Source organism: Pedococcus sp. P2_E4, assembly GCF_056403935.1.
Genome location: NZ_JBFUEO010000004.1, coordinates 1 through 21,115, shown reverse-complemented (window position 1 = coordinate 21,115; position 21,115 = coordinate 1). Strand labels below are relative to the sequence as shown.

The 21,115-nt window shown below is 70.2% G+C and carries 26 protein-coding genes; 11 read left to right on the top strand and 15 right to left on the bottom strand.

The annotated features are described in order from the left end of the window. Positions 1–256: 256 nt before the first annotated feature. The 3 genes from AC1DV7_RS03325 to AC1DV7_RS03315 form a co-directional block, all read right to left on the bottom strand. On the bottom strand, positions 257–703 hold the full coding sequence (locus AC1DV7_RS03325; protein ID WP_477594568.1) for a hypothetical protein: 447 nt from the start codon (positions 701–703) through the stop codon (positions 257–259). Between the two features lie 364 nt (positions 704–1,067). After that, entirely contained in the window at positions 1,068–1,820 is a 753-nt protein-coding gene (locus AC1DV7_RS03320) for an AraC family transcriptional regulator (protein ID WP_477594566.1), read from the bottom strand. Between the two features lie 41 nt (positions 1,821–1,861). Continuing rightward, positions 1,862–2,164 (bottom strand): putative quinol monooxygenase, encoded by a 303-nt coding sequence (locus AC1DV7_RS03315; RefSeq protein WP_477594564.1) that lies wholly within the window; start codon positions 2,162–2,164, stop codon positions 1,862–1,864. A 374-nt stretch (positions 2,165–2,538) separates the two neighbouring features. Here AC1DV7_RS03315 and AC1DV7_RS03310 point away from each other — a divergent pair, with 374 nt between their 5' ends. From AC1DV7_RS03310 to AC1DV7_RS03275, 8 genes are all read left to right on the top strand, one after another. Further along, positions 2,539–2,883, top strand: a complete 345-nt coding sequence (locus tag AC1DV7_RS03310) for a hypothetical protein (protein WP_477594562.1) — start codon at positions 2,539–2,541, stop codon at positions 2,881–2,883. A gap of 182 nt (positions 2,884–3,065) precedes the next feature. Beyond that, positions 3,066–3,794, top strand: coding sequence for a hypothetical protein (locus AC1DV7_RS03305; RefSeq protein ID WP_477594560.1), 729 nt, complete (start codon positions 3,066–3,068; stop codon positions 3,792–3,794). Between the two features lie 607 nt (positions 3,795–4,401). Continuing rightward, positions 4,402–5,034: a class I SAM-dependent methyltransferase gene (locus AC1DV7_RS03300; protein WP_477594559.1), complete on the top strand. Its 633-nt coding sequence runs from the start codon at positions 4,402–4,404 to the stop codon at positions 5,032–5,034. Between the two features lie 794 nt (positions 5,035–5,828). Then, on the top strand, positions 5,829–6,392 hold the full coding sequence (locus tag AC1DV7_RS03295; RefSeq protein WP_477594557.1) for a hypothetical protein: 564 nt from the start codon (positions 5,829–5,831) through the stop codon (positions 6,390–6,392). 704 nt (positions 6,393–7,096) lie between these two features. After that, complete coding sequence (locus AC1DV7_RS03290) at positions 7,097–7,687, top strand: TMEM175 family protein (protein WP_477594555.1); 591 nt, start codon at positions 7,097–7,099, stop codon at positions 7,685–7,687. A gap of 2 nt (positions 7,688–7,689) precedes the next feature. Beyond that, on the top strand, positions 7,690–8,316 hold the full coding sequence (locus AC1DV7_RS03285) for a DUF1684 domain-containing protein (RefSeq protein ID WP_477594554.1): 627 nt from the start codon (positions 7,690–7,692) through the stop codon (positions 8,314–8,316). Beyond that, positions 8,313–8,567 carry an Ada metal-binding domain-containing protein gene (locus AC1DV7_RS03280; RefSeq protein ID WP_477594552.1) on the top strand — a complete coding sequence of 85 codons (255 nt, stop codon included), beginning with the start codon at positions 8,313–8,315 and terminating at the stop codon, positions 8,565–8,567. The genes AC1DV7_RS03285 and AC1DV7_RS03280 overlap by 4 nt, the downstream gene beginning before the upstream one ends. Before the next feature lie 48 nt (positions 8,568–8,615). Next, entirely contained in the window at positions 8,616–9,947 is a 1,332-nt protein-coding gene (locus AC1DV7_RS03275) for a CoA transferase (protein ID WP_477594550.1), read from the top strand. 33 nt (positions 9,948–9,980) lie between these two features. Here AC1DV7_RS03275 and AC1DV7_RS03270 read toward each other — a convergent pair whose 3' ends face one another. The 4 genes from AC1DV7_RS03270 to AC1DV7_RS03255 are packed head-to-tail and all read right to left on the bottom strand — an operon-like array spanning position 9,981 to position 12,535. Beyond that, positions 9,981–10,730, bottom strand: a complete 750-nt coding sequence (locus AC1DV7_RS03270) for an energy-coupling factor ABC transporter ATP-binding protein (RefSeq protein WP_477594548.1) — start codon at positions 10,728–10,730, stop codon at positions 9,981–9,983. Further along, the gene (cbiQ, locus tag AC1DV7_RS03265) at positions 10,727–11,488 is read right to left on the bottom strand and encodes a cobalt ECF transporter T component CbiQ (protein ID WP_477594546.1); all 762 of its coding nucleotides are present in this window, start codon (positions 11,486–11,488) and stop codon (positions 10,727–10,729) included. Before cbiQ ends, AC1DV7_RS03270 begins: the two co-directional genes overlap by 4 nt. A gap of 1 nt (position 11,489) precedes the next feature. Next, entirely contained in the window at positions 11,490–11,852 is a 363-nt protein-coding gene (locus AC1DV7_RS03260; RefSeq protein WP_477594544.1) for a PDGLE domain-containing protein, read from the bottom strand. Then, on the bottom strand, positions 11,849–12,535 hold the full coding sequence (locus AC1DV7_RS03255) for an energy-coupling factor ABC transporter permease (RefSeq protein WP_477594542.1): 687 nt from the start codon (positions 12,533–12,535) through the stop codon (positions 11,849–11,851). The genes AC1DV7_RS03260 and AC1DV7_RS03255 overlap by 4 nt, the downstream gene beginning before the upstream one ends. A 113-nt stretch (positions 12,536–12,648) precedes the next feature. Here AC1DV7_RS03255 and bcp point away from each other — a divergent pair, with 113 nt between their 5' ends. Genes bcp through AC1DV7_RS03240 form a run of 3 tightly spaced genes read left to right on the top strand, consistent with a single transcriptional unit; the run spans position 12,649 to position 13,784 of the window. Continuing rightward, positions 12,649–13,119, top strand: a complete 471-nt coding sequence (bcp, locus tag AC1DV7_RS03250; RefSeq protein WP_477594540.1) for a thioredoxin-dependent thiol peroxidase — start codon at positions 12,649–12,651, stop codon at positions 13,117–13,119. Positions 13,120–13,159: 40 nt separating this feature from the next. Continuing rightward, on the top strand, positions 13,160–13,429 hold the full coding sequence (locus AC1DV7_RS03245; protein WP_477594538.1) for a DUF3618 domain-containing protein: 270 nt from the start codon (positions 13,160–13,162) through the stop codon (positions 13,427–13,429). A gap of 58 nt (positions 13,430–13,487) precedes the next feature. Next, positions 13,488–13,784: a GroES family chaperonin gene (locus AC1DV7_RS03240; RefSeq protein WP_477594824.1), complete on the top strand. Its 297-nt coding sequence runs from the start codon at positions 13,488–13,490 to the stop codon at positions 13,782–13,784. Positions 13,785–13,886: 102 nt separating this feature from the next. On the opposite strand, the gene AC1DV7_RS03235 is transcribed toward AC1DV7_RS03240, so the two are convergent. The 8 genes from AC1DV7_RS03235 to AC1DV7_RS03200 all read right to left on the bottom strand — a co-directional run. Beyond that, positions 13,887–14,363, bottom strand: a complete 477-nt coding sequence (locus AC1DV7_RS03235; protein WP_477594536.1) for a rhodanese-like domain-containing protein — start codon at positions 14,361–14,363, stop codon at positions 13,887–13,889. Next, positions 14,360–14,845, bottom strand: a complete 486-nt coding sequence (locus AC1DV7_RS03230; RefSeq protein WP_477594534.1) for a cupin domain-containing protein — start codon at positions 14,843–14,845, stop codon at positions 14,360–14,362. The genes AC1DV7_RS03235 and AC1DV7_RS03230 overlap by 4 nt, the downstream gene beginning before the upstream one ends. 374 nt (positions 14,846–15,219) lie before the next feature. Further along, positions 15,220–15,879: a hypothetical protein gene (locus AC1DV7_RS03225; RefSeq protein WP_477594533.1), complete on the bottom strand. Its 660-nt coding sequence runs from the start codon at positions 15,877–15,879 to the stop codon at positions 15,220–15,222. 90 nt (positions 15,880–15,969) lie between these two features. Then, complete coding sequence (locus AC1DV7_RS03220) at positions 15,970–16,833, bottom strand: class I SAM-dependent methyltransferase (RefSeq protein WP_477594531.1); 864 nt, start codon at positions 16,831–16,833, stop codon at positions 15,970–15,972. Continuing rightward, positions 16,830–19,283 carry a CDP-alcohol phosphatidyltransferase family protein gene (locus AC1DV7_RS03215; RefSeq protein WP_477594529.1) on the bottom strand — a complete coding sequence of 818 codons (2,454 nt, stop codon included), beginning with the start codon at positions 19,281–19,283 and terminating at the stop codon, positions 16,830–16,832. The genes AC1DV7_RS03220 and AC1DV7_RS03215 overlap by 4 nt, the downstream gene beginning before the upstream one ends. Continuing rightward, on the bottom strand, positions 19,280–19,942 hold the full coding sequence (locus AC1DV7_RS03210) for a GTP cyclohydrolase II (protein WP_477594527.1): 663 nt from the start codon (positions 19,940–19,942) through the stop codon (positions 19,280–19,282). Before AC1DV7_RS03210 ends, AC1DV7_RS03215 begins: the two co-directional genes overlap by 4 nt. 30 nt (positions 19,943–19,972) lie before the next feature. Continuing rightward, complete coding sequence (locus tag AC1DV7_RS03205; RefSeq protein WP_477594525.1) at positions 19,973–20,680, bottom strand: RibD family protein; 708 nt, start codon at positions 20,678–20,680, stop codon at positions 19,973–19,975. Further along, a partial coding sequence (locus tag AC1DV7_RS03200) for a lysylphosphatidylglycerol synthase domain-containing protein (RefSeq protein WP_477594523.1) occupies positions 20,673–21,115 on the bottom strand: 443 nt, incomplete at its 5' end. The genes AC1DV7_RS03205 and AC1DV7_RS03200, both read right to left, overlap by 8 nt.

The following is a 21,115-nucleotide window of genomic DNA, read 5'->3' as shown; positions in this document are numbered from 1 at the left end:
TTTGGAGCGGGATGGGCCGCTTCAATGGAGGGATCCCCGTGCCCTAGACACAGAGCCATCATGAAGGCCCGGTCGCGACGACCCGGTCAACCTGGCGGCAAGGTCGACGGGCAGGACGCCCGCTCGCGGCGAAAGGACGCACCCGACGCGGCAACATGCCTGCCTATCGGGGGCGTGCATCAGCGCGCCCGATGGGACCCACGGCCAGCGGTGACATCCGCAGTTGGGTGAAGCAGGTCGGCGCTTTGTACTGGGCCTACATGGAGTTGAGGAGGTTTTCGTCGACCTTCCCACCTGAGGCCTTGACGCCACGGCGCGCCGCGATCAGCCCGCGCCGTGCATCATCAACGCGAGCAGGCAGTTGCTCAAGTTCCATGGTGACATCGCCACCGCTCTGAAGCTTCTTGGTTGCACTCACCAGGTCTTGACGGGTCAGTGCCCAATCGCTCGCCGCCTTGGCCAGCTCGCCGAACTTCGCGTCCCCTGCGGCCGCTTTGGCTGCTTGGTCGGCCACTGCTTTGTCTGCAGCCACCATCGCATCGTCGTTCTGACCTGACTGTTTCGTGAGTGCCTTGTTGCAGACTTGCGTCGCACTGACCAAAGCATCCGCATCGGAACCCCCGCCACCTGAGCTTCCGCACGCGGACAGAAGGAGGCTGAACGCAGCCGCAATGAGGAGGGTGCGGAAGGGGTGAAGAGTCATGGCGGGAAAGTAGCAGCGAAATTGGACAATCGTGCCGTTTTGGCCCACGTGCCCGACACGTTCTTGGCCCAATCACCTGACCCCTTTCCCTTGCCCGCGGCTCGACTTTGCCGCCGTCGACCCGAAGCACCCTCGCGTGTGCCTGGGCGCGGCCGCCGTGGCCACAGGACGATTGCGCATACGGCCAGTCTGGCTGGACTCGCTCCCGGTGATCAGCGGGTGCCCGCCTTTGCGGCGAATAGACGCACTCCCAGACCGGCAGATGAGGAGGCAACGTGGAGCGTGGCTGTCGGCGTGGCCAGCTGGTCCTGGACCGAGCCAGGCTTGGCATCGTTGGTTCGGCGGGGTGCGATCGCTGCGGGGTTCAGCGGGTGAACGTGCCACGGTAGTCCGATGGTGTGGTCCCGGTCAGTTCACGAAAGGCGGCGTTGAACGCCGACAGTGAGCTGTAGCCGACGTCGTGGGCGATCGTCGTGACTGGGGTGTCGTCGGCTGCGAGCCGCTCGACTGCCCGCAGGACCCGCATCCGTCGGAGGGTGGCGCGCCAGGTCATCCCGACCTCGGCCTCGAACCGGCGTGCCAGGGAGCGCGGCACGAGCCCGACCTCGGCCGCGACCTTCTCGAATCGGACCTCATCGCCAAGCCGTTCCTCGGTGAGCCGCAACGCGGTCCGCACCTCTGGCGAGTTGCCGGCCGGCATAACGACGGGGCTAGGTCGCTTGGCCAGCCGCCACACCACCGCGGCCAGGGCAGCGAACATGGTGCGGGCGTACGGAGGCAGCGGCTCCTTCGCCTCCGGCCACCCGCCGCACTCGGCGATGAGTGCCCGAGCCAGCGGGTCGAGGTCGAAGACTGTGAGGTCCTGCGGCGGCAGTGGCACGAAGTCGACATGGAAGAGCACCGACGCGGTCGTCGCCGGCTGCGGAATAGTGACCGTGGCCGGCCGCCCGGCGCGTAGCAGGGCGGCCCGGGCCGGGGGCAGGAGCCAACGCTGACCCTCGGCCTCGAGCCGTAGTGCGCCTTTGGAGGCGCACAGCAAGTAGTGACGGTCGACGAGCAGCTCGGTTGGCCCGGTCGGCGCGAAGGACCGGGTGAACGCGAACGCCTCACGGGTCACGGATGGACTCCCACGCACCGATCGTAGGGACGCCGTACCAGTCAGGCGACCGACTCAACGAGTTCGGCGCGGAACCGACGACTCACCGGCCCTTGGGTGACCAACGGTCGCAGTACGGCGTTGGAACGAGCGAAGGCGTCGGAGGCCAGGTAGGCGACGAATGAGGGCTGGTCAGTCCACTCATGGACGACCGTCACGGAGCGGTCGTCCTCGCGCGATTCATAAACGCGGAAGGCAAGGTTGCCCGGCATCGAGCGGACGAGGGGCCGCTCGCGTTCGAGCTGATCCAACGCACGGGAGCGGTCTGCTGCGGAGGTCCCGAAATCGAGGATGGCGATGAACACTTTGTCTCCTAAATGCTGCTGGTGTGGATGGCTGCTCCAGCGTCACCCGAGGGCCCCCGGGTCCGCCTCCGTACAGCGGACCCGTACACACGGCTAACGGACACACCCACGCATCGCCGCGAATACCGCCATCAGGATTGGTCGACATGCGGCGAAAGGACGCCTGCTGGCTTCAAAGGCTGACAACACTGATGGGCATCGATCCCGGGTCGTAGAACGGCCCGGTGGTTGAGTTGGGCTGGGCTTTGGCTCTTGGCGGCGTCCAGGTAAGGAGTAAGGCGCGTCGTCGAGGGGTATCCAGCATGCACAGCTCCTCGGCCCTAGGAGGTCTCGTGCTTACCCGAGCAATCACTATCACCCTCTCAGCCATACTCATGCTCGCCATCAGTGCATGCTCCTCAGGCGGCAGTTCGCCCAAAGATGGTTCCCGGGATGGCGGCAAGCCCGTAACTGCGACCGGACTTGCTTCCAAGATCGGGTGTTCCGGCTACTCCAACTCGTCCAACGAGATGTACGTCAAGGAAGGCGGTGATTGCACGCTCAACGGGCAGACCATCAGCATCGACACCTTCAACGACAACACTGCCCGCGACAACTACGTCAAGGTCGCCAAGTCGTTTGGTGGCGTCTACGGTCAGGGAGACAGGTGGGTGGTCCACGGGGATGATGCCGGGGTCGTTGGCGACGCCGTCAAGGCCTTGGGCGGATCGATGCTCTGACCTCGAACTAGGCACGCGCGTTCCGTTCCGCCCCTAGCGAGCCGGACGACCACCGGTCGCCCACGAACGCGGCGGTATGACTCGCCTGCCTAGAGGTTGTTGAAGAAGCGCTCGTACGCGCGGTCGTAAATCCTGTGCTTCTCATGCAGGGAGCGCCACGTCGGCGCGGGCACAATCAACCCATGGTGCGAATCGAAGTGTGCAACGACGACTACGAGAATCCGGCGTTCGCCATGGGCGGCGAGGTGCGGGTCGTTGAGGGACGGGGCGACACTCAATTCGCCGATTGTCTTGCAACGGCGCTCGGAAGGGTCCGCGACTCAAGTTACTCAGTCGTGGTCGGTGATCCCAGCCTCTACATACCCATAGCCATCGACCCCGAGGTGACCTTTGCCCAAGTCGCGGACTTCACTCGCGGCGAGCCTCTGCATGTCGATGCGCATGAGCGTGGTGGCGATGGGGCAACGACCCTCTTGGAGCTGGTCAACGCTGGACTCACCCTGCTCGGCCTGTGGGAGGCTGGCGTCAAAATTGGTGACGTCGCCGCGGCCAAGCGCTATGCGTTGCAGCGACAAGCTGCGCGTGAGTGGATCGAGCGGGGAAGTCCCGACGAGCCTGCGATGAACCTGGTCCAGCTCGTCAAGGCCGAACGCAATTGGACGCTCGAGATTTGGTCACGTTTTCGGTCTGGGAATCGACCAATCGGTCCGTCTTCTGCGAAGTCTCAACTACCGCCGACACTTCGTCGCCGGCGATGTGTTGTGGCGAGACCAGGACGATTGAGCGCTCCGGGACACGCGGCGGAAAGACCCACGCTGGGTCTACGGCGGAGGGACGCGACATCCACTTTGGATCAGGGTGTTTACGGGATTGCCAGAACCGACCCCGCATCGGTTTCGGTTTCGGCATGATGCCGGAAGCAAATGGGTGTGCAGAACTCTTGGGGGCCAGGACGTGCAAACGCCATTGATTCAGCCGCGACAGCTAATCCCAGTGGTCAAAAACCTGCTGATGGATCGGCCGGCAAGCATCGAGGACATCCACGCTCTCCTGTCCGGGCAAGGCATTTCTGTGTCGGTCCGAGGGCTACGTCACGTCTTGGAGTCCTACCCCGTCCACTTCCGCAAGCAGCAGGATCAGTGGCATCCCGTCGTGATCGGCACGAGCGCTCGGCCACCTCAGAGCAATGGAGAGACGAACACCACCGCTGCTGTGCGAAGCGCCACCACCTCGCCTCTACCAAACCGACCCGGCGCAGCGGCTGGGGCATGTCCCCAGTGTGGGATGTCCCATGTGGACGGCAATACCTGCTCGCCGAGCCAAGTGTGGCGCTAGCAATCGGTTGCCAGCCCTTCGACCACACGTCTAAGTGAGGACCGCTCCGCGCGGAGGCCGGCCGGTCGTCAGGCGGCGGAATGGGACAGGCACGAGTAGAGAGCGATTGGTGGATCAGTCCTTCATGCCTCTTCTCTGGTCTGTACTGGTGCCTTGAAACAACGTGGTCGGTAGTCTCGAGCGGTGACGAGCGAGCCATTCGGCATGTTCGAGAGGATGTACGCCGGCGCGGAGGCGGGCGGGGCCAAGCCGCCCTGGGACTACGGCGCCCCTCGTCCACAGCTCGTGGCGTGGGCTGAGGCGCAGAGCCTGGCCGGGGGTGGCCGCGATGCGCTGGTCGTCGGGTGTGGCTACGGAGCTGACGCCGAGTACCTTGCCTCGCTGGGATATCGCACCACCGGGTTCGACTTCGCGCCGACCGCGATCGCTGGAGCGCGGCGGAAGTATCCCGCCAGCGAGGTGAAGTACCTCGTTGCCGATGTCCTGGATCTTCCTGGTGAGTGGCGGCGTCGGTTCGACCTGGTCGTCGAAAGTCTCACCGTGCAATCGATGCCGCCAGAGCAGCACACGGAAGCTGCGCAGAGGATCGGCTCGCTAGTGGCACCAGAAGGCACGCTGCTGGTCCTTGCGACCACCCGGGACGAAGGGGCCGAGGTGAAGGGACCGCCGTGGCCGCTGTCCCGCGTGGAGCTGGAGGACTTTGCCCACGGCGACCTCATCTTGCGCCGGGTCGAGCGGATCGAGGGCGGCGCTTGGTGGCGAGCCGAACTCTCAAGAGGAGAGGCACATTCGACCAATTACGCGGGCGGCTCATAGATCGGCTCCTGCCTGTGGTCACCTCGCGGCGTAACGACGCGCCCCCGCGAATCACCGGATGACTGATAATCGATATGGGATTCGCCGGCACCCGCCGCTGATGCGCGGCGGCTTCGGCCTTCTCTGCCCACCTGCGTGATGGTCATACCAGGGGTCGTGATCGTCATCCCTTACCAAAGAGCTGAGCCGCCTAGTCTCCATCCAGCCCACAACTGAGCTTTCCTGATGTGGCGTATCGCCCCCACCTCCTGCCCTTGGGTGTTCACCCCTGCCGCCCGCCGGGCTACCTCTGCGGCGGCCTGCTCCTCGGCATGGCGCACAGGCATTCTCAGGGCCGCTAGTCCTCTTCAGTTGAAGGGGCATGCGTCCGGTCATTGGCCTGAGCCGGCCAGATCGCAGCGGCCACCCAGATCCGCCTCGAGACTCCCGGCCGGGCCTACTACCGGCGGAAGCTCCGCCGCCCGCAGCGCCGTTACCCACCTGATACTGCCCCGCCACACACTCGTCAGCGCCGTAGACGCCGCGCCAAGCCGTGAGGCCCGGCGGGGAGGCCGGTCCGCAATAGACAACCTGACCACGCAGCCAGCCCATCTCCCGTTGAACTCTCCAACCATCGCTCAGGCAGGAACCGAACCATGCGAAACACGCACAGAATGCTCAGAGGGACGCGAGGCATCGGCGCACTCAGAGCCTGGGGCACCGGTGCCCCTGCAGCACAGTCGAGCCCGCCAACCGCCTGGCCTTCTGTGCGCGCTGCCGCCTTCCCCACACGGACCCCTACGAAAGGAAATGTCATGGGCAACGGCCAATGGCTGGACGCCATCAGGACTACCGTCAAATCGAACATTGGCCGACTCGCTGCGGTGGCGCTACTGGCCGGGGTTTCCGGCGCGGTGTGCGTTCTGCCCTCGAGCGCGAGCCCGGTCGTCCAGCAACTCGCTGGGACTGCCGCTTTCGACACCGCTGCCGCCTGCGGGGCACCTCCTGCGGGGTATGCGGACTTCACCAGTTATCCGGCCATCGTGATGATGGGCAGCCTGGAAGGTTGCTGGTTCACGAAGGTGGAAAGTATCCGGGACAACGGCGCGCCGAGCGGCATCTATCTGGAGTCAGGCGAGGAGGTCTTCGTCGGCACACTCAATGGCGGGCCACGGGGAACCTTCGCCACGACGTACAGGTTCGAGTCCCGATGGTCTCCCGACGTCTCAACAGGCGCGGAGACCCGCGGACGGTGCCAGCATCCGATCGGGGTGGGATCCGGCACCGGAGGGTTCGCCGGTGCTGTCGGCCGCGTCGACTTTAAGGATGTYGTGGCGAACGGTACGTACGTGTACAGAGGCCACATCGCCCTGCCCTGACGCGCGGTCGCCCATCGTGGAGGAGCACCGCAGGCACGTCGCTCCAACTGCACAGGGAGCTGAACGAGTTCATTGCGCAGTGAATGCGGCCGTGCAATCCGGCCTCCGGCGGGGGAAGTCGGCCGAGCCACCTCAGACACGGGTGGGCTGTAGACCCTGCAGCCCACCCCTAAGGCCGTCAACGGCGGCTGAAAAATTGATTGCTTATCGACGGGTGAAATCTGACCGGCTGGCGTTGGTTGGTCATGTCAGTCCTCGGTGGCACTGGTGGTGGGGACGCGGCCCAGGTCGCGGCGGTCACCGCGCTCGCATGGACACCCCGACACCATCCTGGAGACCTCCACGGTGCTCGAGGATGCTGCCGCCCTGAGCAGGGTGTCAACGAGGTCGCGCTGGTGGCCAGCAGGGCACAACTTGAGGGTCGTTGGGCGGGAGGACAGTTTGCCGGCGTCTTTGTGGGCGCTGTGACGCACCTTCTGGGGATGAGTGTGCGGTGCCGTTGGGAGTCGCGCGCCGGCGCGCATGGGCAACGTATGGACCGCACCTGTGGACATGTCCACTGGTGCGGCCATCCCGGGCCACGGTGAGCCATACTGTGTGTCGCGACTCGGGAATCCGAGGAGCTTCCTACTGGTTCAAGTCCCGCCTTGCGCACCATCTCGGCGCGAACGCTGCTGTCGGTGCGATGTGCCTAGACTCCCGACATGCGAACCGGCCGGCTCGAGGCGTTCAGCGACGGCGTCCTGGCCATCCTCATCACGATCATGGTGCTCGAGCTCAAAGTCCCCGAGGAGCCCACGTTCGAGGCCCTCAGGCCTTCACTCGTGGGGCTGCTGACGTACCTGCTGAGCTTCGTCTACATCGGCATCTACTGGAACAACCACCACCACATGTTCCAGCTGGTGCGGCACGTCAGCGGGGCCATCCTGTGGGCCAACCTCGGGTTGCTCTTCATGCTGTCGCTGGTGCCGTTCACGACGGCGTGGATGGACGACACGCGGTTCGCCCAGCTGCCGGTCGTCGTCTACGGCGTCAACCTGCTGGGTGCGGCGATCGCGTACTACGTCCTCCAGCTCGCGGTCTTCCGTCGCGACGGACCGGACGGCCTGCTGCGCCAGGCGGTCGGCCGTGACCTCAAGGGCAAGCTGAGCCCCGCCGTCTACGTCCTCGGTATCCTCGGGTGCCTCGTGGCCCCGTGGATCGGCGTGCTGGCGTACGTGGCGGTCGCCGTCACGTGGCTGGTGCCTGACCGTCGAGCCGAGCGGTTCGTCCACGACCACGCCCTGGAGGACTGACCGTGCCCGACCTGGACGACGCTGAGCTGGAGTACCCGTCGGCGCTCGACGTCGCCTCGTGGCGGCGTGAGGTCCACGCCCTGTATGCCGCGGTGCGCGCCGAGGCCGACCCTGCGGCGGCCCACGCGCTGTGGGTCGACACCCGCTCACGGCTGTTCCTCGAGCACCCCGCCTCGCCGCGCCGTCCCGGACAGCAGCTGCGGCACGCGCCGTACGACCCGGCATACCGGTTCGTCGCGGACGTGACGCCGACCCAGCTGGACCGCTGGGAGTTCCATTCCGCCACTGACGGCCTCGTGCCGTTCGCTGGCATCGGGACGGTGCGCCTCGGTGACCTCGGGGACGTGGCGATGTGGTGGCTCGACTCCTACGGCGGCGGGGTGTTCCTGCCGCTGCGTGACGGCTCCGCGGGCCAGGAGACCTACGGGGCCGGGCGCTACCTGCTCGACACGGTCAAGGGCACCGACCTCGGACGCGACGACCAGGGCCGCTGGGTCATCGACCTGAACTTCGCCTACAACCCCTCGTGCGTCTACGACTACCGCTGGGTGTGCCCACTCGCCCCGGCTGCCAACCGCATCGAGGCGAGCACCCCGGTGGGTGAGCTCCTGCCCGAGGGTTACGAGTGACCTACCGCCTCACTGGTCCGGACGGCGAGCAGTACGACAGCGAGGTGCCGGGCACGCTCGGCGGCAACCGGCGGGGGCGGATCTACGGCCGGCTCGACTGCCCCTCGGCGCTGCGTGCCATCAGAGCCGGCGGGTACGTCCAGCACCGCGTGTTCTTCGCCGACCGCGCCACCGCGCAGGCCGCCGGCTACCGACCGTGCGGCAGCTGCCTGCGCACCGAGTACGCGGCCTGGAAGGCCGCCCGCGCCTGACCCTTCCGACGCGCGCTGCCCGGCGGGAGGGCGGCATACAGTCGGGGGGTGAACCCGCTGCTGCGTGAGGTGCTCCCCGCCCTCGGCCTCGACGAGGCGTATGCCGTGGAGCACCTCGACCTCCCCGCCGGCAGTGCGCTGCCGGCGGCGCTCCCGGTGGGCACCCTGGCGGCGGGGTCGGTCGCCGCGGCCGGGCTGGCAGGGCTGGCCCTGCGTGGAGGAGAGCAGGTCCGGGTCGACCCGCGGCAGGTGGCGGTGTCGTTCCGCAGCGACCAGGTGCTGGCGGTGGACGGGGTCCACGAACCCGGGTTCGCAGCACTGTCAGGGTTCTTCGAGGCCAGCGACGGCTGGGTCCGGACCCACGCCAACTACCCCCACCACCGCGACCGGTTGCTGCGCGCGCTGGCGCTCGGCGACGGGGCGACTCGGGACGACGCGGCATCCGCCATCCGCGAGCGGACCGCCCAGGAGCTCGAGGACACCATCGAGGCCGACCACGGCATCGGCGTGCGCGTGCGCACCGCGGCGGACTGGCGCACCCACCCGCAGGCGGCAGCCGTCGACACCCACCCGCTGCTGGCGGTGGCCCGGATCGCAGACGGTGCGCCACCCCCAGAGCGCTGGGACCGGCCGCGGGTCCTCGACCTCACCCGGGTCATCGCCGGACCGGTCGCCACCCGCACCCTGGCCTTCCTCGGGTGCGACGTCCTTCGGGTCGACAGCCCGCACCTGCCCGAGCTGCCGGCCCAGCACCTCGACACCGACTCGGGCAAGCGCTCGACCCTCGCGGACCTCCACGACGAGCACGCCCGACGCCGCATCCACGAGCTGCTCGACGCCGCCGACGTGCTCGTGACCGGCTACCGCCCCGGGGCCCTGGCGGCCTTCGGCCTCGACGCCGACCGACTCGCGCAGTCGCACCCGACGCTGGTCTGCGCCTCATTGAGCGCGTGGTCGCCCGGCGGGCCGTGGAGCACGCGCCGAGGCTTCGACAGCATCGTCCAGGCCGCGACGGGGATCGCCATGATCGAGTCGACCGACGACCGGACGCCGGGCGCGTTGCCCGCGCAGGCCCTCGACCACGCGACCGGCTACCTGCTCGCCGCCGGGGTGCTCGCCGCGCTGCGCCAGCGGGCAGCTCACGGCGGCACGTGGCGGGTCGAGGCCCACCTGGCACGGACCGCGCACTGGCTGCTGCAGGCCGACGCCCTGGACGCGCCCGGTGCCGCCGTCGAGGACGCGGGACCCGCCCTCGTCACGACGTCCACACCATCCGGGGTCGTGACCTCGGCGCGGCCGGCGTTCCGGGTCGACGACGGACCCCGGGAGTTCGCCTGGGTCGGCCACCACTTCGGCACCGACGAGGCCGCCTGGCTCTGAGCGCCACACGGGCACGGGATGGCGCCCGCAGGATCAGGGGGCCGGGGTCGCCCGGGGGTCGAACCCGAACGGCAGCTCGAGCCGGTGCGCTGACATCAGCGCGTCGTCGCTGAGGACGTCGCGAGTCGGCCCGTCGGCCACCACCACCCCGTCGGACAGGACGACGGACCGCGGGCACAGCTCGTAGGCGTAGGGCAGGTCGTGCGTGACCATCAGCACCGTGACGTCGAGAGACCTGACGATGTCGGCGAGCTCGCGCCGCGACGCGGGGTCGAGGTTGGACGACGGCTCGTCGAGCACGAGGATCTCGGGCTCCATCGCGAGCACGGTCGCCACCGCCACCCGACGCCGCTGCCCGAAGGACAGGTGGTGCGGTGGGCGGTCGATGAAGTCGACCATGCCGACGCGGTCGAGCGCTCCCAGCACCCGGGCCTCGAGGGCGGCGCCACGCAGCCCGAGGTTGGCCGGGCCGAACTCCACGTCGGCGCGGACGGACGGCATGAACAGCTGGTCGTCGGGGTCCTGGAACACCACCCCCACCCGGCGCCGGATCTCCATGAGGTTGTCCGGGGTCACCGGCAGCCCGGACACGGCGACCGATCCGGCGCCCGCGCTCAGGATGCCGTTGAGGTGGAGGACCAGCGTCGTCTTGCCGGCGCCGTTGGGACCGAGCAGGGCGACCCGCTCACCCCGGTGCACGTGCAGGTTGACGCCGAAGAGGGCCTGGTGGCCATCGGGGTAGGCATAGGCCAGGCCGCGGACGTCGAGCACGGGGACGCTCACCGGGTCACCGCCACGAGCAACGTCGCCACGGCTGCGACCGGGAGGGCGCCGGCCAGGCGCCACTGCGACGGGGTGGCCGTCATGGGGTGCGTGACCGGGAGCCGGCCGGTGTAGCCCCGCGACAGCATGGCGAGGTGGACTCGCTCGCCGCGTTCGTAGGACCGGATGAACAGGGCACCGGCAGTGGTCGCGAGGACCGGCCACGAGCTGACCGACCGGGGCTGGAACCCACGCGACTCCCGGGCCACCTTCATCCGCGCCATCTCCCCGGTGACGACCTCGAGGTAGCGGACCATGAACCCCATGATCTGGACCAGCTGCTGGGGCAGCCGCAGCCGTTCGAGCCCGGCGACCACGTGCCGTGGCTCGGTCGTCGTCGCGAGCACCAGCGACGCCATCACGCCGAGGGTCCCCTTGGCCAGCAGGGCCCACGCGGCGACCAGCCCGCTCTCGGACAGCCGCAGCGGGCCGAGGCCGACGCGGGGACCGGTGGCGACGAACGGCATCAGGAGCGCGAACACCACGAACGGGACCTCGACCACCATCCGCCGGGCGTAGTAGCCGAACGGGACCCGCGAGCTGCGCTGGGCGACGAGGACGAGGGCGAGGTGGACGGCATACGCGGCGAAGGCGGTCCGGGGGGTGAGGACCACGGTGACGACGAACACCGCCAGGGCGACGAGCTTGACGTGCGCCGGCAGGCGGTGGACGACGGAGTGCCCGTGGAAGTGCAGGTGGTGGCCGTGCCCGGCGCCCACGTCAGCGCTCCCCGTCGTGGTCGGCCGCGGCGGTGGCGTCGCCGCGGTCCCGCCGCCGGAGGGCGAGGAAAAGGCCGCCGGCCAGCACGAACACCACGGTGGCACCGACGACCCCGGCCACCCCGCCGGACAGCCTCGCGTCGTCGACGCCCTTGGTGGCGTAGCCGGCAAACGGGGAGTCCGCCGTGTCGTGGACGGTGAGCGATCGGTCGAACCCGGTCTTGCGGGCCACGAACTCCAGGCCATCGGGGTGGCTCGACGCGTAGAAGGACACGACTGCGGCGAGGAACAGCGAGACGAGGACGCCGACGACGACGAGTCGACGCGTCGTCACGCGCGGGCGAGTGGCCGTCCCGGTGCTCATGCCGGCACCTCGCTGCGAAGGGTCAGGGTGCGTTCACGCAGGCTCGGCCGGGCGCCGTGGACGAGGTCGGGCCGGACGGCGACGATGCTCGACACGGCGAGGGCGGTGATGACCGCCTCGCCGACGCCGATGACGCTGTGGACGCCGACCATCGCGGTGACCACGGTCGAGAACGGCACGTCGGCGCCGCCGACCGCGAACAGCAGCGAGAACACGAAGGCGGCTGCCGGGACGGAGACCAGGGCGCCGACCGCTGCTGCCGGCACCACCGAGGCGGGCCGCTTCGGCAGCACGGCCCGGACCGCCACGAAGACCAGCCAGCCCACCCAGACACCCACCAGGCCCATCAGGGTCACGTTGGTGCCCAACGCCGTCAGGCCGCCGTCGGCCATGAGCGTCGCCTGGACGATGAGCACCACGGTGATGGCGAGGGTGGCGGTCCAGGGACCGACGAGCACGGCCGCCAGGGCACCGCCCAGCAGGTGKCCGGAGGTGCCTGCGGCGACCGGGAAGTTGAGCATCTGGGTGGCGAAGATGAACAGGGCGACCAGACCGGCCAGGGGAGCGGTGCGGTCGTCGAGCTCCCGGCGCGCCCCGCGCAGCGCCAGACCCACGCCGACGACCGCCACCGCGGCCGTGCCCATCGAGGTGGGGGCGTCGAGGAATCCGTCAGGCACGTGCATGCGGGGGGTCTCCAGGGTTCGTCGTCGGCACCACTTGGGTAGGTTGGTATCCGACAACCACCTTATTGCAAACTACTTGCAACAAGGAACCGGCCCCATGGAGAGGCAGACCCGTGAGCGAGCGACTGGTCCCCGGCGACACCGCCCCGGACTTCACCCTGACCAACGACCAGGGCGAGGACGTCTCGCTGTCGGACCTGCGCGGCCAGAACGTGATCGTGTACTTCTACCCGGCAGCCATGACGCCGGGCTGCACGACCCAGGCCTGCGACTTCAGCGACAACATCAACACCTTGCGCGGCAAGGGCTACGAGGTCCTGGGCATCTCACCCGACAAGCCCGAGAAGCTCGCGAAGTTCCGCGACAAGGACGGCCTCACGATCCAGCTGCTGTCCGACGCGGACCGGTCGGTCATGAACGCCTACGGGGCCTTCGGTGAGAAGAAGTTCTATGGCAAGACCGTCGAGGGCGTCATCCGCAGCACCGTGGTCGTCGACCCCGAGGGCAAGGTCTCGCACGCGTTCTACAACGTCAAGGCCACCGGTCACGTCGCCAAGCTGCGCCGCGACCTCGGCCTCGACTGACACCTGCCTCCGCCCGCAACCGCATCTTCGAGGAGCACCCATGAGCGACGACACCGAGACCAGGTCGGTCGAGCAGATCGAGGCCGACATCGCCGCCGCTCGTGACCGGCTGGCGGGCACGGTCGACGAGCTGCACGTCCGCACCGCCCCCAAGGAGATCGCGCGGCGTCAGGCCGAGGCGGCCAAGGCGAAGTTCACCGAGGCGACCCGCACCGAGAGCGGCGACCTGCGCACGGAGCGCATCGCCGCGCTGGCGGCCGCCGCGGTCGCGCTGATCGGCATCGGGGCCCTGCGCCGCCGCCGTGGCTGAGTCCGCCGTGGCCGAGACCGTCCCCACCGACCGGTCGCTCGACCGGCTCCCGATCCGCATGCTGCACGACCGGGTGCTCGTCTCGCTCGAGGGCGAGGGCGGCGAGCGCCGCTCGGGCGGCGGGATCGTCATCCCCGCCACGGCCTCGGTGGGTCGTCGCCTCTCGTGGGGCACCGTCGTCGCGACCGGGCAGAACGTCCGCCAGGTCGAGAGCGGCGACCGTGTCCTGTTCGACGCCGAGGACCGCGCCGAGGTCGAGGTGCACTCCAAGGACTACGTCGTGCTGCGGGAGCGCGACATCCACGCCGTTGCCGCGGCGCGCGTCCAGGACGGACAGACGGGCCTCTATCTCTGAGGCTGCCGGGCCCCGGTGCCCGCGGCCGCCCGACCTTAGCGTCGGGCCCGGTCCCGAGGGTGCGGTATGCCGCGGGGCTGACTCCGCGGCATACCGCACCGCTCAGGCGGCGGTCGGCAGACCTGCCTCGCGCCACGCACGGAACCCACCCACCACATCGGTGGCGCGGCGAATTCCGAGGCGCAGCAATGCATCTGCGGCCAAGCTGGAGGTGAAACCCTCCTGGCAGAGGACGATCACCCTGACCTCGAACCCCGCCACCGGGAGGCGCGCCTCGTGGCGAGGGTCGAACCGCCACTCGAGGACGTTGCGCTCGACGACGAGCGGCGCCAGGTGGGCGGCGATCTCGCCCTCGGCCGCTCGCTGGGCCGCCGGACGGATGTCGACGATCAGGGCGCGGCCGTACAACGCCTCCTGGTAGGCCGCACGGGCGCTCACCCGGCGCAGGCGGCTGCGTGCGTCCGCGAGCTGGTCGTCGACGCCCTCGTAGACCGGCGCCTCCCAGCCCCGTCCGCCGCTGAACAGCCGGGTCTCCCAGTGTGCGGCGGGTGCCTCGGTCCGCGTGGCCGTGGCGGTCACCACTGCTCCCCTGCCCGCTCGACGCCGGTCTGGCGGAGAACGCCGCCCAGCAGGGCGTACCGCGTCATCCCGCGCAGGGCGGGGGAGTAGACGTGCACCGACAGCGCGGGTCGGTCGCCGAGGTTGCTCACGTTGTGCACGTGGTGTCCACCGAACGACCGGCCCTCTCCTTCCCAGAGGTAGCGGTCGTGGGTCGTGCCTCCGGACCACGTCTGCTCCGCGAGCTCGCCCTCGACCGTGAGGAAGGCGCCCTCGGACTCGAGGTGGTCGTGCCAACCGGTGTGGCTGCCGACGGGCCAGGCGATGAGCCAGATCTCGAGGTGGTCGGTGGCGTCGAGGCGGTGCCAGGTGCGCTCGCTGGCGTCGAGGTCGACCAGCCGGCGCAGGTCGGGGTCAGTGGCGAAGAGCCGGGCGGTGCGCAGCAGCTGGCTGCGGCTGAAGCGGTTGACGCCGGGGGTCCCGGCGGTGGTGATGGCGGTCATGGTGCTGCTCCTGTACGTGGGTCCAAGGGTCGGTGCTGAGGTCGGAATGTGCGGCGTGGCAACACATTCGGGGACACAGCGAGCCCTGGATCAGGAGCAGGTCGAGGTGGATGCGGCGGTATGCCGTGTGGCTGGGTGCAGTGGTGCTCATGGTTCGTCTCCGGGTCTGGTGGCGCTCGACTCACGAGGAGGAGGCCGTGGCTGCTGCGGGCTGGTCAGGCGCAGTGGCAGCAACACCGCATGGCGCAGCGACACATGGAGGAGCCCATGCGCGCGCAGACCGGTGCGGTGGTCGAAGACATGGCACCAGTGCAGCACGGCCGCCCGGCAGGCGTCCACAGTGATGCCGGCCCGTCTCGCAGGACGGACGTGGCTCAGGCGGCAGGCGGGCTGGGGAAGCGCGACTGGGGGTGGATCTGCGAGAACATGCGCCGGCCGATCGCCAGGTGGATCCCGAGGTTCAGCAGACCCACCGCGGTGCCGAGGATCGCGACCGTCGCCGTGCCGGCCCCGGCCGCCGACGCCACGAGCGCCCCCAGCGTCCCGGCCACCATGCTGTTGAACACGGTCATGAAGAACGAGGTGCTTGCCATCACGTGGCTGACGGTGCTGCGCGGCCAGCCCATCGAGTAGGTCATGGTCAGCCCGCGTTCGTCGTCGTAGATGGACGTGACGAGATAGGGCTCGATGCCCGGGTCGAGGTCGACGTAGGCCGCTCGGAGCCGGTTCATGCCGACCACGAGGGCGGCGTCGTCGTTGCTCGCGTTCATGACGCGCATGCCGGTGAGCGTTCCCAGGACGAGGGCGGCCGCGGCCAGCCCGATCGCCATCACCTGGAACCCTGGCCCGAAGCCGGTCGCCTGGGCCACCAGCGCCAGGACCACGAGTGAGGCCGACGTGACGGTCAGGTGGATGGTGATCCGGCTCATGACCTCCGACCCCGTCATGCCCCGGGTGGCGAGCAGGCTCCAGTGCTCGGTGGCGAGGATCTGGGCGCGGACCGAAGCCGGGACCGCGGGAGGGTCGCTGCTCACCCTGCCAGTGTGCTCGACGCCCGGGGGCGTGCCTCCCGCGTTTGCACGAGCGCCCTGGCCGTCGTGCACGCGGTGCGGTGCGGGCTCGGGTCACACTTTCCGCGCCACGACGGCGAACTTGCGCACCCGTCCCTCCTGCAGCCAGTGGCTCCACAGCCGGTGCGACGTCACGAGGTCGTCGACAACGGTGTGCCCCCTGCGTCGCAGATCGGGTGCGGAGTTCGTGTAGGCCCAGAGCAGTGAGTCGACGACGGCCCGGTGCGCGTTGGTCTGTTCCTGCCGCCAGGTGACCCGGAACCCGGTTCGCGTCAGGTCCGACAGCAGGTCCGGCAACGGGGTGGGCCACACCGTGTCCGCGGCAGGCATCTGCTGTCGTTCGGCGTCGGTCAGTGGCAGGCCCTCCTCGACGGTGAACGCGACGCGGCCACCCGTGACGAGCGCGTCACGGATGCCCTCGAGCAGCGCTCGCTTGTCCCGGAAGGCGAGCAGGGTCTCGAGCAGCAGCACGACCTCGTAGCGCCCAGGCGGAACGGGGGGCACTCGGGCCACCTCGAGGTCGACGGTGAGGCCGGCGTGGTCGGCTCGCTGGCGCGCGACGGCGATCGCGTCGGGGTCCTCATCCACCCCGAGGTACGTGCACCCTCGCGAGGCGGTGACGAACAGCCCGGGACCTGCGACGCCACAGCACAGGTCGAGGACGACGACGCCTGGGGCCACGCCGGCTCGATCGGCGAGGGCGAGGACGTCGCGGGCCCTCATGAACCCCTGCTGACCCACGAACTCGCCCGGGTCGAATGCCGACTCTCGGGCCCGCCACAGCGCCCGGTCCAGCGCCGACCGGTCGGCGAGTGGATCAGCGAGTGGATCGGCGAGTGGGTGGGCGACGGCATTGGCGCCCGGCCGGGCCAGGACGCCGGCCGCCGGCCCAGCCACGGCCTCGGCAGCGTGGGTCATCGGGGCGCTCCGGCCGTCGGTGACGAGGGGTGGCTGAAGGCGGAGACGAACCGGTCGCGGAACGCGTCCATCCGCCACACGGGGGCCGCGTCGTCCGGTCGCAGTCCCTCCTGCCAGCCCCAGCCCTGGATCTGGTCGACCACCGCGGGGTCGTGGGCGATGACCGTGACGGGCACGTCCCGTCGTGCTCCGGATCCGGTGACGATCGTCGATGGCTGGTGGTCCCCGAGGAACAGCACGACGAGGTTCTCGTCACCGGACGTCTGCACGAACGTCAGGAGGCTCGCCAGGGAGTAGGCGATCGAGGTGCGGTAGGCGGCCGGGACCTTCGACCGGTCCTTCCAGAGCTCCTTGGCCGTGACGGCGTTCGCCTCCTGCAGGTCGAAGACCGAGCCGTCGCCCAGCAGGGCCGGGTCGACCTGGGTCGGCAGGGGCGCCCAGGGCCCGTGGCTCGACGTGAGGTCGATCTCGGCCATGAGCGGCGGACGATCCCGGGTCGCAAGCTCGAGGCGCGCGAACGCGGCCAAGGTGTACTGGTCCGGCATGGCGGAGAAGCCGAACCTCGGCCCGGCATACCCGAGCCCGGAACGGTCGTGGATGCGGTCGAAACGGTAGAAGGAACGGGCCTCCGGCCAGGGTCCGTGGTTCGAAGGCACGACCGCCACGGTGTCCCACCCCGCTCGCGCGAACACGCCGGAGAGCGTGGTGCGGCTCCCGGACACGAGCCGGTCGTGCCGCCCCTGCGAGTCCGTCCAGACGCCGGACATCAAGGTCGCGTGGGCCAGCCAGCTGCTGCCACCGAAGGTGGGTGAGGTCAGGTAGGCGCTCCGGGCGGTGTAGCCGGCCGCCGCGAGCCGCGCTGTGTGGTCGTCGAGCATCGCCCGGATCTGCTCCGACTCGGGCCCCTCGAGGGCGACCCGCCCGTAGCTCTCGACGAACACCACCAGGACGTCCTTGCCCCGCAGGCCCGACAGGTCGGCGCGCGCCGGGTCGCGAAGCGCGTCGGCCGTCACCTCCTGGTCGAAGCGCTGCTGGTTGCGCAGGGTGGTGACCGTGGTCCGCACCGAGTCGACCCCGAACCGCGAGGCGTCCGCCGCTGCCAGTGGTTCGCCCGGCGCGACCTGGAGGCCCACGACCGCGCACCCGAGCCACGCGACCGCGAGGACGACAACCAGTGGCCTGCCCGCGGTGGGGTGGCCCGCGACGACTCGGGTGAGGCGGCCGACGGCAACGGGGACTCCGGCGAGGATCGCGCCGGCGACGAGCACCACTGCGACGACGGCGCCGGCGGCCGCCCACGGGCCCCACGAGTCGCGCACGAAGCCCAGACCCGACCCGAGCAGGCCCTGGTCGGGCACCGGGTCGAACGGGCGGTCGAGGACCGCGAAGGCCCCCAGGTCGAGGACTTTCAGCAGCGTCAGGACAGCGAGCACCACGCCCAGGAGCAGGGCCGTCCGCCTCGCCCACCTCGACGGCAGGACCAGCGCGAGAGCGGCCAGGAGCAGGGCTTCGACCGGCAGGCGCAGGAAGGCCGGGGCAGCCAGCCGGCTCGGCTGGTCGGGGAGCAGCAGGGTGACCCACACCACGGCGATCGCGAGCACGTCGCGCACGACCGCCCACGCGGGCCCAGGGCGTCTCGCCCGAGGCCGCTCGTCCGCAGCCCGTGGTGGCCGGTCGTCGAGGACTCGGCCGCGCCGGCGCCCACGGCGCTGCCACAGCCAGATCACGTCGCGACCGAACGACTCGGCGAGCAGCACGAGCGCGACGGCCACCACCCCGGCCGTCCACGACGGGGGCAGGAGATCGGCCGCTGCGACCGTCAGCACGATGCTCACCGTCGCTGTCACCACCTTGCGCCAGTAGCGGAAGGGCAACTCCCGGCGCATCCACGGCAGTCCCCGCGCGGCGAGCCCAAACGCATAGCGCGCCAGCCCCGCGGACAGGACCCACCATCCGACGGACGGCACGGCATACAGGCTCAGGACCAGGATGAGGAAGGCGTCGACCTCGCCGTCGAGGCGTCCCCCGAAGGCCGTCGCCGCGTCGCGGCGCCGGGCGACCCAGCCGTCCACGGCGTCCGAGAGCAGGGCTGGGACGGCCAGCGCGAGCAGCGCCGGCGTGTGACCACGCCCGAGGAGGGCGTCCACGGCGAGGGCACCCAGGCCGCAGGCGAGGACTCCGCGCGAGAGGGTGATGAGGTCCGCGTGGCCGGCGCCGAGGAGGCGGGCGCTGTGCATTCCCCGACCGACGGCCACTGACAGGACCAGGCCGAGGGCGAGTCCCGTCAGCCAGCCGGAAGCGCTCAGGCCCGCGGTGAGGCCCAGGACGGCGAGCAGCGACGCGACCGAGGTCAGACCCGCGAACGTCACGCCGCGAGTGCCCATCACCACCGACCGCCGCGCCGGCGACGGCAGGGACAGGGATGTCCACTCGGCTGTCGCGCGGCTCACGTGGTCACGGACCCGCGACGCAGGACGAACGTGTGGGCGCCGCGCTCCGCCTTCGTCGTGAGGTACCGGGCGTTGGCCGGGGTCCAGTGCACCCCGGTGGCCACCACCTCGGTGACCTCGACCCCCAGGCGTGCGAGCTGGGCGGCCTTGTCAGGGTTGTTGCTCAGCAGGGCGAGCTCGGACACCCCGAGGGCGTGGAGCATCTGCGCGGCCACGGTGTAGTCGCGCGCGTCCGGGCGGAACCCCAGGGCGAGGTTGGCCTCGTAGGTGTCCAGCCCCAGGTCCTGCAGACCGTAGGCGTCGAGCTTGCGGTAGAGCCCGATGCCGCGGCCCTCCTGTCGCAGGTACAGCAGGTAGCCACCCACCTCGGCGATGCGCTCGACCGACTCGCGCATCTGCGCTCCGCAGTCGCAGCGCTGGCTGCCCAGGACGTCACCCGTCAGGCACTCGCTGTGCAGCCGGACCAGCGGTCGGTCCGAGGGGCGGCGGTCGGCCGGCGAGCCCGTGGCACGGTCCCCGAGGGCGACGGCGACGTGCTCGAGCCCGTCGACGAGCCCGTCGAAGGACAGCACCCGCGCCACGGTGTCGTACCCGTCGGCGAAGCGCAGCGGGACCACGACCTCGATGCGGATGCTCGCGGCAGGCACGTCCGTGGTCATGGCTCTGCTCCGGTCATGGCTCGGCTCCGGTCATGGCTCGGCTCCGCGGGACGCGGCGAACCGCTCCGACAGGGCGTAGCGGAGGAGGACGACGTCACCCAGCCGGCGGACCTCGGCGAGCCGGGCGCGGCGGTCGCGGTTCCACGGCAGCGGTCCGTCGCGGACGACACGGGGGGCCCGGGAGTCGCCCACGAACAGCGGGGCGACGACGACCTGCAGCTCGTCTGCGAGTCCGGCCCGCAGGAACTGCGTGTGGATGTCCTGCCCGCCCTCGACCAGGAGGTGCCGGACTCCGTGCGCGGCCAGGTCCTCGGTCACCGTGCACATCGACGGGGCAGGTCCGGCGTCGACCACGGTCGCGACGGAGCCGAGCAGGTCGCGGGTCCGGCTCACCGACGCGCTCGCGCAGTAGACGAGCTTGGGTCCCTCCCCGGTGGTGAAGAAGGCCGCCGCCGGGTCCAGGTGCGAGCGCCGGGTGACGGTGACCTTGCACGGTGTCGGCGCCCGACCCTCGGCGACCCGGTGGGCCTGTCGGGTCGCGGAACGCACGAGGAGTCGCGGGTTGTCGGCCCGGACCGTGCCCGCCCCGACGAGGATGGCGTCGCTGCGCGCCCGCAGGGCGTCGACGCGGTCGAGGTCGGCGGCGTTGGACAGGACGAGCCGCTGCCCCGAGGCGTCGTCGAGGTACCCGTCGAGGGAGATCGCGCAGCTCAGCAGCGTGTAGGGGCGGTCAGGCACGGGCGACCCCCCGGTCCGACCGCCGCAGGAGGAGGAGCGCCCCCGGCAGGGTCGCCACGGACACGATCACCCCGAAGACGACGGCCACGGCCACACCACGGGTCGCGTCCTGGCCGGCGGTGGCGAAGGCCCAGGCGGCAACGCCCTCGCGAGGACCCCAGCCTGCGATGTTCAGGGGGAGCATCGCCCCGAGCAGGACGACCAGCGCCACCGGGACCAGCTGGCCGACGGGCAGGCCGACACCCACCGCCCGGGCGGCGACCACGAAGACGGCCAGGTGACCCGCCAGCACGACGAGCGAGGCGACGACGATCCCGCAGAGCGCCGACGGGTCCACGAGCGAGCGGACGTCGTCAGCGACCACGTGAGCCACCCGCTGCCCGACCCGCAGGCCGACCCGCCGGCCGACCCGCCGGCCGACGCAGCGCCCGACGC

Coding starts and splice junctions, on each gene's coding strand:
- AC1DV7_RS03325 (WP_477594568.1), bottom strand. CDS start 703: ATGACTCTTCACCCCTTCCGCACCCTCCTCATTGCGGCTGCGTTCAGC.
- AC1DV7_RS03305 (WP_477594560.1), top strand. CDS start 3,066: ATGGTGCGAATCGAAGTGTGCAACGACGACTACGAGAATCCGGCGTTC.
- AC1DV7_RS03260 (WP_477594544.1), bottom strand. CDS start 11,852: ATGAGCACCGGGACGGCCACTCGCCCGCGCGTGACGACGCGTCGACTC.
- AC1DV7_RS03310 (WP_477594562.1), top strand. CDS start 2,539: ATGCTCGCCATCAGTGCATGCTCCTCAGGCGGCAGTTCGCCCAAAGAT.
- AC1DV7_RS03290 (WP_477594555.1), top strand. CDS start 7,097: ATGCGAACCGGCCGGCTCGAGGCGTTCAGCGACGGCGTCCTGGCCATC.
- AC1DV7_RS03220 (WP_477594531.1), bottom strand. CDS start 16,833: ATGACCCACGCTGCCGAGGCCGTGGCTGGGCCGGCGGCCGGCGTCCTG.
- AC1DV7_RS03210 (WP_477594527.1), bottom strand. CDS start 19,942: ATGACCACGGACGTGCCTGCCGCGAGCATCCGCATCGAGGTCGTGGTC.
- AC1DV7_RS03240 (WP_477594824.1), top strand. CDS start 13,488: ATGCTGCACGACCGGGTGCTCGTCTCGCTCGAGGGCGAGGGCGGCGAG.
- AC1DV7_RS03230 (WP_477594534.1), bottom strand. CDS start 14,845: ATGACCGCCATCACCACCGCCGGGACCCCCGGCGTCAACCGCTTCAGC.
- AC1DV7_RS03245 (WP_477594538.1), top strand. CDS start 13,160: ATGAGCGACGACACCGAGACCAGGTCGGTCGAGCAGATCGAGGCCGAC.